10 protein-coding genes are annotated in these 12,009 nt (G+C 71.7%); 4 read left to right on the forward strand and 6 right to left on the reverse strand.

The genetic code is table 11. The features are described from left to right. Positions 1-13 precede the first annotated feature (13 nt). Positions 14-1,069, reverse strand: a complete 1,056-nt coding sequence (gene zapE / locus ABIB16_RS00115) for a cell division protein ZapE (protein WP_080981737.1) — start codon at positions 1,067-1,069, stop codon at positions 14-16. 223 nt (positions 1,070-1,292) lie between these two features. Between zapE and ABIB16_RS00120 the strand changes: the two genes are divergently transcribed. From ABIB16_RS00120 to ABIB16_RS00130, 3 genes are read left to right on the forward strand one after another with little or no spacing between them, the layout of a single operon-like run. Continuing rightward, complete coding sequence (locus tag ABIB16_RS00120) at positions 1,293-2,186, forward strand: sulfurtransferase (RefSeq protein WP_044659665.1); 894 nt, start codon at positions 1,293-1,295, stop codon at positions 2,184-2,186. 37 nt (positions 2,187-2,223) lie between these two features. Further along, a complete protein-coding gene (locus tag ABIB16_RS00125; RefSeq protein ID WP_004167585.1) occupies positions 2,224-2,682 on the forward strand; it encodes a SufE family protein in 459 nt (152 codons plus the stop codon). Between the two features lie 7 nt (positions 2,683-2,689). Beyond that, the gene (locus tag ABIB16_RS00130) at positions 2,690-3,208 is read left to right on the forward strand and encodes an aminoacyl-tRNA deacylase (protein ID WP_044659664.1); all 519 of its coding nucleotides are present in this window, start codon (positions 2,690-2,692) and stop codon (positions 3,206-3,208) included. Positions 3,209-3,233: 25 nt separating this feature from the next. On the opposite strand, the gene pgsA is transcribed toward ABIB16_RS00130, so the two are convergent. The 5 genes from pgsA to ABIB16_RS00155 all read right to left on the reverse strand — a co-directional run bounded on the left by pgsA (position 3,234) and on the right by ABIB16_RS00155 (position 10,671). Then, the gene (pgsA, locus tag ABIB16_RS00135; RefSeq protein ID WP_044659663.1) at positions 3,234-3,845 is read right to left on the reverse strand and encodes a phosphatidylinositol phosphate synthase; all 612 of its coding nucleotides are present in this window, start codon (positions 3,843-3,845) and stop codon (positions 3,234-3,236) included. Then, positions 3,845-4,525 carry an HIT family protein gene (locus ABIB16_RS00140; RefSeq protein ID WP_044659662.1) on the reverse strand — a complete coding sequence of 227 codons (681 nt, stop codon included), beginning with the start codon at positions 4,523-4,525 and terminating at the stop codon, positions 3,845-3,847. Before ABIB16_RS00140 ends, pgsA begins: the two co-directional genes overlap by 1 nt. Continuing rightward, a complete protein-coding gene (gene thrS, locus ABIB16_RS00145; RefSeq protein WP_044659661.1) occupies positions 4,522-6,540 on the reverse strand; it encodes a threonine--tRNA ligase in 2,019 nt (672 codons plus the stop codon). The genes ABIB16_RS00140 and thrS overlap by 4 nt, the downstream gene beginning before the upstream one ends. Positions 6,541-6,649: 109 nt before the next feature. Further along, positions 6,650-10,348 carry a DNA polymerase III subunit alpha gene (locus ABIB16_RS00150; RefSeq protein ID WP_044659660.1) on the reverse strand — a complete coding sequence of 1,233 codons (3,699 nt, stop codon included), beginning with the start codon at positions 10,346-10,348 and terminating at the stop codon, positions 6,650-6,652. After that, positions 10,345-10,671, reverse strand: a complete 327-nt coding sequence (locus tag ABIB16_RS00155) for a DUF6504 family protein (RefSeq protein WP_036338972.1) — start codon at positions 10,669-10,671, stop codon at positions 10,345-10,347. Before ABIB16_RS00155 ends, ABIB16_RS00150 begins: the two co-directional genes overlap by 4 nt. Before the next feature lie 444 nt (positions 10,672-11,115). Between ABIB16_RS00155 and ABIB16_RS00160 the strand changes: the two genes are divergently transcribed. Further along, the gene (locus ABIB16_RS00160) at positions 11,116-11,841 is read left to right on the forward strand and encodes a DUF6318 family protein (RefSeq protein ID WP_354435968.1); all 726 of its coding nucleotides are present in this window, start codon (positions 11,116-11,118) and stop codon (positions 11,839-11,841) included. Positions 11,842-12,009: the final 168 nt, after the last annotated feature.

The following is a 12,009-nucleotide window of genomic DNA, read 5'->3' on the forward strand; positions in this document are numbered from 1 at the left end:
CAGGGGCGGTGGCTCACTTGTGCTCGGCCACGCCCGTCTGGCCCTCCCGGACCAGGGCGGTCATGCGGGAGACCGTGCGGAAGTACTTCTTCATGTAGCCGCCGTGCATCATCTCCTGCGTGAACAGGGCGTCGAAGGGCACACCGGAGGCGAGGACGGGCACGTCCTTGTCGTACAGGCGATCCGCGAACACCACGAAGCGCAGGGCCGTGGCCTGCTCCGTGATGGTGTGCACGTCGTGGAGGGCGAGCACGTCCACGTCCTTGACGAGCTCGCGGTAGCGGGAGGGATGCACGCGGGAGAGCATCGCGGTGAGGTCCGCGAAGTCGTCCACGGCGAGCACACCCGCGTCGGGGAAGTTCTCCTGGGCGGTGGCCTCGACGGCGGCGTCGTCCAGCGGCGACGGGGCGGCGGAGAGGCCGCGGTGGCGGTAGTCCTCGCCGTCCACGCGGATGACCTCGAACTGGTCGGCCAGGACCTGGATCTCGCGCTTGAAGTCCTGCGCCGCGAAGCGCCCCTCGCCGAGCGAGCCCGGCAGGGTGTTGGAGGTCGCCACCAGGCGCACGCCGGCGTCGGCCAGCTCGCGCATGAGGCGGGACATCAGCACGGTGTCCCCCGGGTCGTCGAGCTCGAACTCGTCGATGCACACGAGGGTGTACTCCTTGAGCTCGTCCACCGCCTTGCGGAAGGACAGGGCGCCCACGAGGTTGGTGTACTCCACGAACGTGCCGAACGCCTTGGGCCCGGGGGCCGCGTGCCACGTCGAGGCCAGCAGGTGGGTCTTGCCGACGCCGAAACCGCCGTCGAGGTAGATGCCGGCCGGCCCTGCCGCCCGCTTCTTCCCGCCGAACAGGCCGCCGAGGAACCCGCCGCCCGAACCGCCCCGGCCGAGGTCTGCCGCGAACCGGCGCAGCCGCTCCACGGCCTGTGCCTGCGAGGGGTGCGCGGGGTCCGGGATGTAGGTGTCGAAGGACACCGTGCCGAAGCGGTACGACGGGTGGAAGCCGGACAACAGCTGGTCCGGGGTGACCTGCGGCGAACGGTCGGCGAGGTGGACGATCTGAGCCACGGGACACTCCCAGGGTCGACGACGGGGATTCCGGGCCATGCTATCGGGCCGCGGACCCGACCCATGTGACCTCGCGTGTCCCGGACTGAGGGGCCCCTACCCTCTTACGTGACACCGACGTGCCGTAATCTGGCGCGCAGGGCACGGACACGGAACCCGCCGTCGTCGTGCCGCCCGCCCCGGGCCCGTGCGGGCCCGCCCCGACGCGAAGGAAGGCAGTGCCATGACCGATACCGCCGCGAAGTTCTCCGAGTACGCCCACCCCGAGAAGCTGGTGTCCACGCAGTGGGTCGCCGACCATGTCGGCGACGAGGACGTCGTGGTCCTCGAGTCCAACGAGGACGCTCTCCTCTACTCCACCGGCCACATCCCCGGCGCCCAACGCGTCGACTGGCACACCGAGCTCAACGACCCCGTCACCCGCGACTTCGTCGGCCCCGAGGCCTTCGCCGAGTTCGCCGCCTCCAAGGGGATCTCCCGGGACACCACCGTGGTGTTCTACGGCGACAAGTCCAACTGGTGGGCCGCCTACGCCCTGTGGGTGTTCACCCTCTACGGCCATGAGGACCTGCGCCTGATGGACGGCGGCCGTGACAAGTGGATCGCGGAGGGACGCGAGACCACCCGCGAGGTCCCGACCGTGGCCCGCGCCGAGTACCCGGTGATCGAGCGCGACGACCACACAGATCGTGCCGCCCGCGAGGACGTCCTGCAGGCCATCGGGACCACCCCGCTGATCGACGTCCGCTCCCGTCCCGAGTACACGGGCGAGACCACGCACATGGCCGGCTACCCGCAGGAGGGCACCCTGCGCGGCGGCCACATCCCCACGGCGGCGTCCGTGCCGTGGGCGTCCGCGGCCAACGAGGACGGCACCTTCAAGTCCCGCGCCGAGCTGGAGCAGGTCTATCGCGCCGGCGCCGGGCTGCAGGAGGGTGACGACGTGATCGCCTACTGCCGCATCGGCGAGCGGTCCTCCCACACCTGGTTCGTGCTCAAGTACCTGCTCGGCCACGAGGACGTCCGCAACTACGACGGCTCCTGGACCGAGTGGGGCAACGCCGTGCGCCTGCCGATCGCCGTCGGCGAAGAGCCGGGCGAGGCCCCCGCGCGCTGAGCCCCCGGCACGGCGTGGATCACTAGACTGGGACACCATGACCGAGAACCACGCCGTGCCCGCCGCCCTGGCCGAGATCATCGACGACTTCGCCGGGGTGCCCGATCCCGAGAAGCTCGAGCTGCTGCTGGAATTCTCGGACGAGCTGCCGGCGCTGCCGGAGCGCTACGACGGCCACGAGGCCGAGATGGAGCAGGTCGTGGAGTGTCAGACCCCGCTGTTCCTGGCCGTGGAGCTCGAGGGTGAGCCCGGTCCGCAGGCCCCGGTCCGCCTCTTCATCACCGCTCCCCCGGAGGCGCCCACCACGCGCGGTTTCGCCTCCGTGCTCACCCAGGGCCTGGACGGGCTGAGCGCCCTCGAGGTCCTGGACGTGCCCGAGGACATCCCCACCCGCCTCGGTCTGGCCAAGGCCCTCACCCCCCTGCGCCTGCGCGGAATGTCCGCCATGCTCGGCCGCATCAAGCGCAACGTGCGCGAGCAGGCCGGGATCGCCTGAGTCCGCCGTGGGCCAGCGCAAGAAGGATCGCAGCGCCCGGCACGGGGCGGCCACACCGGCCGTCGCCGCCCTCGAGGCCGCCGGGGTCCCGTACCGGCTGCACACCTTCGACGTGGCCCTCGACGCCGGCGGCGAGCGGTTCGGCGTCCAGGTCGCCCGGGCGCTCAGCGTGCCCGCCGACCGACTGTTCAAGACGCTGATGGTGGCGGACCCCGACGGCGCGCTCGCCGCGTGCGTGGTGCCCGTGTCCGGTCAGCTGGACCTGCGGGCCGCCGCCGCGGTGCTGGGCGTCAAGCGACTCGCCCTGGCCGATCTGGCCGTCGTCGAACGCCGGACCGGCTACGTGCGGGGCGGCGTCTCTCCCCTGGGCCAGCGCCGGCCCCACCCCGTCGTCCTGGACTCCTCCGCCCTCGACGCGGAGCTCATGTACGTCTCCGGCGGGCAACGCGGCCTGGATGTGGAGATCGCGCCCGCCGACCTCGTGCAGGTGACGGGCGCCGTCGTCGCGGAGATCGCGGCGGACTGACGGGCGGGTCCTGCGGCCGGGCCGGTCAGACGTCGTCGCGCGCCTGGCGGCGCACCACAGCCATGCGCTGGCCGACGGTGACCAGGGAGGCTGCGGCGAGCAGCCCCAAGGTGACGGCCAGGACGACCGGGGGCAGACCGAGGCCGGTGAGGCCGGCGACCACGAGGGTGGCCACGAGCCGTTCGGCGCGCTCGGCGATGCCCACGTGCGCGTCCCAGCCGAGGGCCTCCGCCTTGGCGCGCACGTAGGAGACGAGCATGCCCAGGGCCAGGCAGGCCCCGGAGAGCGCGCCGACCGCGGGTGCGGCGCCGACGCCGAAGCCCCACAGGCACAGCCCGAGGAACACGGCCGCGTCCTGCACGCGGTCCAGGGTGGAGTCGAGGAACGCGCCCCAGCGGCCGGTGGACCCGGCCTCGCGCGCCATGATCCCGTCCACCAGGTCCGAGAACACGAACGCGGTGATGAAGAGCGTGCCCCAGAACAGGTGCCCCAGGGGGAAGAGCACGAGCGCGCCCAGGCTCACGCCGAGTGTGCCGACGACCGTCACGGTGTCCGGACTGACCCCGGCCCGCAGGAGCGTACGGGCCACCGGGGTGAACAGGCGGGTGGTGACGCCGCGCGCGTGACGGTCCAGCATCAGGCGGGGTCTCCGGCCCCCGGGCGAGGATGCTCGGCCGCGGCACGGGCGTTGGCCGCCCGGCGCGCGGCGTGGTCCCGGGCGGCCCGGTCCCAGACGCCCGCGAGGATCTGCCGGGTCTCCCCCAGGGTCTGCGACATGTTCTTGGTCCGAGCGATGATCGGCAGGAAGTTGCCGTCGCCGGTCCACCGCGGCACCACGTGCTGGTGCAGATGGGCCGCGATCCCGGCGCCGGCCACCGCCCCCTGGTTCATGCCGAGGTTGTAGCCGGACGCGCCGGCGGCCTGGCCGAGGGCGAGCATCGCCGTCTGGGTCAGCTCCGCCATCTCGGCGGCCTCCTCCGTGGTGGTGTCCGTGTACAGGGGCACGTGGCGGTAGGGGCAGACGAGCAGATGACCGGGGTTGTACGGGTACAGGTTCAGCACCACGTAGGCGGTGCGGCCGCGGTGGACGATGAGGGAGTCCTCATCGTCGCGCTGCGGGGCCGCACAGAACGGGCAGGTGTGCTCGTCCTTGACCTGGCCCGTCCCCTTGGACACGTACGCCATGCGGTGGGCGTTCCAGAACCGCTCGAAGGCGTCCGGGGCGCCGGGCAGCTCGAAGCCGTCCGTGGCGGCGGCGTCCGCCGACGCGCGGGCCTGCGCCCGCGCGTCGGATCCGCCGGTGCCGGGGCTGGTCATGGGGTGACCTCGCGCTCGCGCACCGCCTTCACGATGCGTTCGATCGCCTCCTCCACCGGCACGCCGTTGTCCTGGGTGCCGTCGCGGAAGCGGAAGGACACGGCGTTCGCCTCCCTGTCCTCGCCGCCGGCGATCAGCACGAACGGCGCCTTCTCCTTGGCCGCGGTGCGGATCTTCTTCGGGAAGCGGTCCGAGGAGTCGTCCAGGCGCGCCCGGATCCCCTCGGCACGCAGCTTCGCGACGACGTCGTCCAGGTAGTCGTTGAATGCCTCGGCCACCGGGATGGCCACGACCTGCTCCGGGGCAAGCCAGGCCGGGAACGCGCCGGCGTAGTGCTCGGTGAGGACGCCCAGGAAGCGCTCGATGGAGCCGAAGAGGGCGCGGTGGATCATCACGGGGCGCTGACGGGTGCCGTCGGCGGCCTGGTACTCGAGGTCGAAGCGCTCGGGCAGGTTGAAGTCCAGCTGGATGGTGGACATCTGCCACGTGCGGCCGATGGCGTCCCGGGCCTGGACCGAGATCTTCGGGCCGTAGAACGCGGCGCCGCCCGGATCCGGGACGAGCTGCAGACCGGAGGCCTCCGCGACCTCGGCGAGGGTGCGGGTGGCCTCCTCCCAGATCTCGTCGGAGCCGACGAACTTCTCCGGGTCCTTCGTGGAGAGCTCGAGGTAGAAGTCGTTGAGGCCGTAGTCCTTGAGCAGGTCGAGGACGAAGTTGAGCGTGGTGGTCAGCTCCTCCTTCATCTGCTCGCGGGTGCAGTAGATGTGGGCGTCGTCCTGGGTCATGCCGCGCACGCGCGTGAGCCCGTGGACCACGCCGGACTTCTCGTACCGGTACACGGAGCCGAACTCGAACAGCCGCAGCGGCAGCTCACGGTAGGACCGGCCGCGGGAGCGGTAGATCAGGTTGTGCATGGGGCAGTTCATCGGCTTGAGGTAGTAGTTCTGCCCCTGGCGCGTGATCTCGCCGGTCTCGGGATCACGGACCTCGTCGATGTGCATGGGCGGGAACATGCCGTCCGCGTACCAGTCGAGGTGGCCGGACACCTCGTAGAGGTGCTGCTTGGTGATGTGCGGGGTGTAGACGAACTCGTAGCCGGCCTCGGTGTGGCGCCGACGGGAGTAGTCCTCCATCTCCTTGCGGATGATGCCGCCGCGCGGGTGGAACACGGGCAGGCCGGAGCCGAGCTCGTCCGGGAAGGAGAAGAGATCCAGCTCGGCGCCGAGCTTGCGGTGGTCGCGGCGCTCGGCCTCGGCGAGGCGCTCCTGGTAGGCCTTGAGGTCGTCCTTGCTGGCCCAGGCGGTGCCGTAGATGCGCTGCAGCTGCTTGTTCTTCTCGTTGCCGAGCCAGTAGGCGGCGGCGGAGCGGGTGAGCGCGAAGCCGTTGCCGATGAGCTTGGTGGAGGGCAGGTGCGGGCCGCGGCAGAGGTCGCACCACACGGCGTCGCCGGTCTTGCGGTCCACGTTGTCGTAGATGGTGATCTCCCCGGCCCCGACCTCCACGGAGGCGCCCTCGCCGGCGGTGTCCGCGGCATCCTTCTTGCCGAGCAGCTCGAGCTTGTAGGGCTCGTCCGCCATCTCGGCGCGGGCGGTCTCCTCGTCCACGACGCGGCGGCGGAAGGTCTGGCCGGACTTCACGATCTTCTGCATGAGCGAGGAGATCTGCTTGAGGTCCTCGGGGGTGAAGGGCTCGTCGACGTCGAAGTCGAAGTAGAAGCCGTCCGTGATGTACGGGCCGATGCCGAGCTTGGCGCCCGGGCGCAGCTGCTGCACGGCCTGGGCCATCACGTGGGCGGTGGAGTGCCGCAGCACCTCGAGGCCCTCGGGCTCCGTGATGTCCACCGCTTCGACGGACGCGCCGGCAGGGATCTCCCGGGCCAGGTCCCAGAGCAGGCCGTCCACCCGCATGACGGCGGTGGTCGGCTTCTCGCGGAAGAGGTCGAGGCCGGTGGTGCCGTGCGTCACCTCCCGCAGCTCTCCGTCCACGGTCAGCAGGATGTTCTTCGGCTCCGACACGGTGCTCCTTCGAGGTCTGGCTTCGGGATCGGTGGCGTACGGGGGCCACCGTCGGCCGCGTCCCATTCTAGGGGCGCGGCCGGACGGCGGGGCACGGAGGCGGACGGTCTCATCTGTCCGGGGTGGGCAGCAGCTCCCACGTCTCCGGGTGGGGCACCGGGATCGGGGTGTGCTCCGGAGCGGGCCGATCGGGTGCCGTGCGGCCGGGGCGGGCCCCGCCGGCCGGCCCGACGTCGGTGCGCACCTTCACGGGCCAGCCGCCCGTGCCGTGGTGCGGGATGTCCGGCAGGGGCTGCGCTCCGGTGCCCGCCCGGCCGCTGCGGCGCGCGGCGGCGGCTCGGCGGTCCGCCGCGAGCCAGTCCCGCCACTGCTGCCGGGTGGCGTCCAGGTAGTCGGGGTCCGGGAGCGTCTCGGGCCGGTGCAGGTCCCAGGCGCGCACGGCCTGGACGGACACGGCCCGGTCGCCGGTGCGCCGGACGGTGCCCTCGATCAGCAGGAGGCGGGCGGAGAAGAGCATCTCCCCGGAGGCGTGCTGGGCCTCGGTGAAGAAGGAGGCGTCCACGCAGCCGGTGCCGTCGTCCACGGAGAGGAACACCACCCGCTTGCCGCTGCGCATGGGCGGGGTCTGGGTGGCCACGCGCACCCCTGCCACGAGCACCCGGGACTGCGTGCGCAGCCCGAGCAGGTCCTTCGCCCGGGTGACGCCGAGCGCGTCCAGGTACGGGGCGTGGGAGTCCATGAGGTGGGCGGTGACGTCCAGGGCGGTGAGCTCCAGCTCGGTGCGGACCCGGGCGGCCGGGCCCGGGTCCGGGAAGAGCGGGGCGAGGGCGGTGAGCTCGGTGTCCGGCAGGTCCAGGGCCAGCTGGCCCTCCACCTGCCGTGGACGGGCGGACCGCGAGCGCGGGGCGGTGCGGCCGGGGGCGGTGCCGCGGGTGGTGGAGTGCTGGAGTTCGAGGTGGTGGACGAGGTCGGTGCGGGAGGCGCCGCCGGGTGGGAGGAGGCAGTCGAGGGCGCCGAGCTGGGCGAGGCGTTCGAGGTTGCGGGCGGTGGGGCGGGCGCGGTCGCGGACGTCGGCGAGGGAGCGGTAGGGACGGCCGGCGTCGAGGCGGTCGGTCTCGGCTTCGCTGAGTCCGGAGAGGCTGGTGAGGGGCAGGCGGATGCCCCAGCGGCCGGGGGCGCCGTCGTCGATCTCGGGGTGGGCGGGGACCCACTCGACGTGGACGTGGCGGGAGGAGGCGTTGACGTCCACGGGGAGGACGGGGATGCCCATGCGGCGGGCCTCGGCGACCATGAGGCGGGCGGGGTACATGCCGGGGTCGTGTTCGAGGATGGCGGCCATGAAGGCGGCGGGGTGGTGGGTCTTGAGCCAGGCGGAGTGGTAGGTGGGGACGGCGAAGGCGGCGCCGTGGGCCTTGCAGAAGCCGAAGGAGCCGAAGGCGGAGAGGGTGGCCCAGACCTCGTCGATGACTTCGAGGGAGTAGCCGCGGGCGAGGGCGCCGGTGCGGAAGGCCTCTTCGACGAGGTGTTCCTGCGGGCCGCCGAGGAGGCGGCGGTGCTCGTCGGCGCGGGCCAGTCCGCAGCCGGTCATGACGTCCATGGTGCGTAGGACCTGTTCGTGGAAGACGGTGACCCCGTGGGTCTCGGCGAGGACGGGCCGCAGGTCGGGGTGCGGGTAGTGGGCGGGTGCCCAGCCGTGCCGCTGTTCGAGGAAGGGTCGGACCATGTCGGACTGCATGGGGCCGGGGCGGAAGAGGGAGATGTCCACGGTGAGGTCGTTGAACTCGCGGGGGGCGAGTTTGCCGACGAGTTCGCGCTGGCCCGGGGACTCGATCTGGAAGCAGCCGAGGGTGTGGGTGGTGCGGATCATCGCGTAGGTGGCGGGGTCGTCGAGGGGCACCTGTTCGAGGTCGATGCGCTCGCCCGTGGTGCGTTCGACCTCGGCGATCGTGTAGGCGATGGCGGACTGCATGCGCACGCCGAGGATGTCGAGCTTGAGGAAGCCCATGGGGTCCATGTCGTGCTTGTCGAACTGGCTCATGGGCAGGCCCATGCCGGAGGGCTGGACGGGGGTGCGGTGCAGCAGGGTGGCGTCGCCGAGGATGACGCCGCAGGGGTGCATGGAGATGTGGCGGGGCAGGCGGTCGAGGCGTTCGGTGAGGTCGACGAGCAGGTCCAGCTGGCGGTCGCCCTCGGCGCGGCCGGACTCGATGCGGCGGGAGAGGCCGCCGAGTTCGGGCATGCGCTGGAGTGCCTCGCGGAAGTTCGAGGCGGAGAAGCGCCAGAGCTGCTTGGCGATGGCGTCCACCTCGGGTTCGGGCATGCCGAGGGCGAGGCCGGCGTCGCGGACGGCGCCGCGGGCCCGGTAGGCGTTCTGCATGCTCATGAGGGTGGTGCGCTCGGCGCCGAAGCGATCGACGACGGCGCGGTAGATCTCGTGGCGGCGGGCGGACTCCACGTCGATGTCGATGTCCGGGAGGGTGGAGCGGTCGGTGGAGAGGAAGCGCTCCATGATCAGGCCGTTGGCCATGGGGTCGACATGGGAGATGCGCAGGGCGTGGTTGACGAGGGAGGAGGCGCCGGAGCCGCGGGCGGCCACGCGGATGCCCATGCCCTCGATGAGGTCGACGACGGCGGCCACGGTGAGGAAGTAGGAGGAGAAGCCGAGTCGGGTGATGATGCCGAGCTCGTGCTCGGCGCGGTCCTGCAGGTCTCGGGCCGCCTGGCTGGTGCCGGGGAGGCCTCCCCCGGTGTGGAGGTGGGGGTAGCGGGCGAGGAGGCCGGTGCGGGTGCGCTCGCGCAGCACGTGCTCCGGGGGGCCGTCGATGCCGATGACGGCGGCCTCGGGGACGCGGGGCACGCCCCAGCCGAGGTCGGTCTCGGGGTCGAGTGCGCAGGCCTCGGCGAGGCGGCGGGTGGCCTCGAGCAGGGGGGCGGGGCGGTCGTCGGCGGCGAAGGCGACCTCGTGGGCGATGCGGTGCATGGCGGCGGTGGACTTGAGCCAGCCCTGTCCGTTGGGCTGCAGGTCGTGGAGGGCGTCGAGGGAGCTGAGGGCACGGACGGCGTCGAGGACGTCCGCGGTGGCGGCACCGTCCGGGGCCGCGTAGCGCACGGCGTTGGTCAGGACGGCGGGGATGCGGGCCTGGCGGGCGGCGCGGAGGGTCTTCACGGCGTGCCCGGTGTCGAGGCGGCGGCCGGGGGCGGAGAGGTGGGTGACGACGTCGGCGTGGGGGCTGCCTGCGGGCAGGGCCGCCTTCCAGCGGCGCAGGGCGGCGAGGCCGGCCGCGTACCGGCGGCGGGCCAGGTGGCGGCCGACGTCCGAGTCCGGGCCGAGGAGGACGAACAGCTCGGGGGTGGGCGGGTTGTCTCGGTTGGCGGCGGTGGGGACCCGGCCGGCCGCCGCGGCGGCGAGCTCGGCGACGCTGGCCCACGGGCTGCCGCCTGCCGCTCCCCCGGTGGTGCGGGCGTGGGCGGCGGAGACGAGCTCGCACAGGGAGCGGTAGCCGGAGCCATGACAGCCTCCTCGGGCGAGCACGACCACGCGGCCGGCGTTCTCGTCCTCGCTCCACCGGACGGCCAGGTCCACGCCCACGATCGGGGTGATGCCGTGGCGCAGGCAGGCGCCCACGTGCTTGGCCATGCCGTAGAGCCCGTCCCGGTCGGTGCAGGCCAGCAGGTCCATGTCCGCGGCCGCGGCGGCGGCCACGAGGTCCTCGGGCCAGCTGACCCCGTAGTGGGCGCTGAACGCGGAGGCGACGTGCAGGTGGGCGAAGGGTGCGGCGGTGCGTCCGGCCGCGGTGGCCCGGCTCATGCCGACCGCCTCAGGTCCTGGGCGTGCTCGTGGACGCGCACGAGCCGCCACCGGCCGGAGTCCAGGTGGTGGGCGACGTCGAGGGTCTGCAGGGGCGCGGCGCCGGCCCGGGCCAGGCGGACCTGCAGCCGCCACATCTCGTGGTCGACGAGACCGGCGCCGCGGCCCTTCTCCGCGCGGACCTCCTCCGCCCACCAGCGGCGCCGCTCGAACCAGCGCACGGGGCGCTCTGCGAGGACGTAGTCCCGCCCGTTCCAGCGCAGCCCCTGCGGGGTGCCGTCTGCCCCGCACTCCACCGCCACCGACTGTGTGAGGACTCCCATTCTGCTTCTCTCCCTGTGCACTGCTGACCGGACCGACGACGGGGTGCCGTCGGGCGATGGGAGCGCGGCCCGTCCGGCGGACCGGACGCGGGGAAGAAGTGGGAAGGTGGGGCCGCACCCCCGATCGTACTCGAATATGTGTTCGAATGCGATGGAGGCGAACGTAGGGCGGCCGCCGGACACGTTAAGGACGCATGGCCCCCGGGATGGGAGGGACCGAGTCCTGACCGCGGACCTCGACCCGACCCTGGGGCGCACATGCACGAGAAAATCGTCTCTTGGGCCGGAAGAAGTGCGCCGGCACGGTCCTGTGGACAATGCGAGCAGGACCACAATCCGCCTGCGTATACTCCGAACCAACCGGGCCTCGCATGCCACGGGCACCGCGCTGCGGGATCAGCGCGGGAGGCGCGGACACACGACGGACGTCCAGTTGGAGGGGAAATGTCTCTCACCGCACCCGGGCGCGCCCTGCGCCGCCACCGATTCGCCCAGGCCGGCACGCTCAGCGTGGCCTTGGCGCTCGCACTGACCGCCTGTGGCGGGCAGTCCGAGCCCGCCGAGTCGTCGACGACGTCACCCTCGTCCGCCAAGCCCGCCGTCGAGACGTCCGCGCCCGCGAGCACGAGCGAGACCGCGGGCGTCAGCTCATCCCCCACGGCCACGGAGAGCAGGTCCGGCGAATACGTGCCCGCGTCTGCTGACGGCCCCGCGCGGAACGTGCCCAAGCCAGAGATGCCCGCCGCCATGAAGGAAGAGACCAAGGAGGGCGCCGAGGCGGCGATTCGCTATTTCTGGGACGCGCACTACTACGCCGAGCAGACCGGAGACACGGAACTCCTCGACTCTCTCTACAGCGAGTATTGCGAGTTCTGTTCGGTCCGTAGCGACAGCATTGATGGAATTTATAAGGATGGTGGCTGGTACACCGGCACGGAACCTCGAATTGACTCGATGCTCACTGCACAGTCGGAGAACGGGTACATCTCGACGTTGCTCATCACAACTGAAGACGGGACCGGGTATTCCAGTGATGGCTCCATTCCAGAGGACGCCCGAGTCGCACATGCGTCGAAGCAGCCCTGGCTAGTAGAGGTCTCCTACGACACCAACAACGGCCGCTGGGTGATTGATGAAATGACCTACGAGGGTGGAGACCCGTCTCAATGAAGCACCAGACACTGATTGCTATGGCAGCGGCTATCACGCTAGCTAGTGTCGGAGCGACAGGCGCCTGGGCTGTCACTTCGCCTTCCTCCGCCACCTGCAAATCAACGAATATCAATTATTCCGCTCGATCAGACTCTTTTAATGGAACGTCTCACTGTCGTAATGAAA

This window comes from Micrococcus sp. UYEF5, assembly GCF_040546065.1.
Lineage (GTDB): Bacteria > Actinomycetota > Actinomycetes > Actinomycetales > Micrococcaceae > Micrococcus > Micrococcus luteus.

What these genes read in the sequence shown, in the direction of transcription:
- ABIB16_RS00120 (WP_044659665.1), top strand. Translation starts at nt 1,293, where the DNA reads ATGACCGATACCGCCGCGAAGTTCTCCGAGTACGCCCACCCCGAGAAG.
- ABIB16_RS00125 (WP_004167585.1), top strand. Translation starts at nt 2,224, where the DNA reads ATGACCGAGAACCACGCCGTGCCCGCCGCCCTGGCCGAGATCATCGAC.
- pgsA (WP_044659663.1), bottom strand. Translation starts at nt 3,845, where the DNA reads ATGCTGGACCGTCACGCGCGCGGCGTCACCACCCGCCTGTTCACCCCG.
- ABIB16_RS00140 (WP_044659662.1), bottom strand. Translation starts at nt 4,525, where the DNA reads ATGACCAGCCCCGGCACCGGCGGATCCGACGCGCGGGCGCAGGCCCGC.
- ABIB16_RS00150 (WP_044659660.1), bottom strand. Translation starts at nt 10,348, where the DNA reads ATGAGCCGGGCCACCGCGGCCGGACGCACCGCCGCACCCTTCGCCCAC.
- ABIB16_RS00155 (WP_036338972.1), bottom strand. Translation starts at nt 10,671, where the DNA reads ATGGGAGTCCTCACACAGTCGGTGGCGGTGGAGTGCGGGGCAGACGGC.
- ABIB16_RS00160 (WP_354435968.1), top strand. Translation starts at nt 11,116, where the DNA reads ATGTCTCTCACCGCACCCGGGCGCGCCCTGCGCCGCCACCGATTCGCC.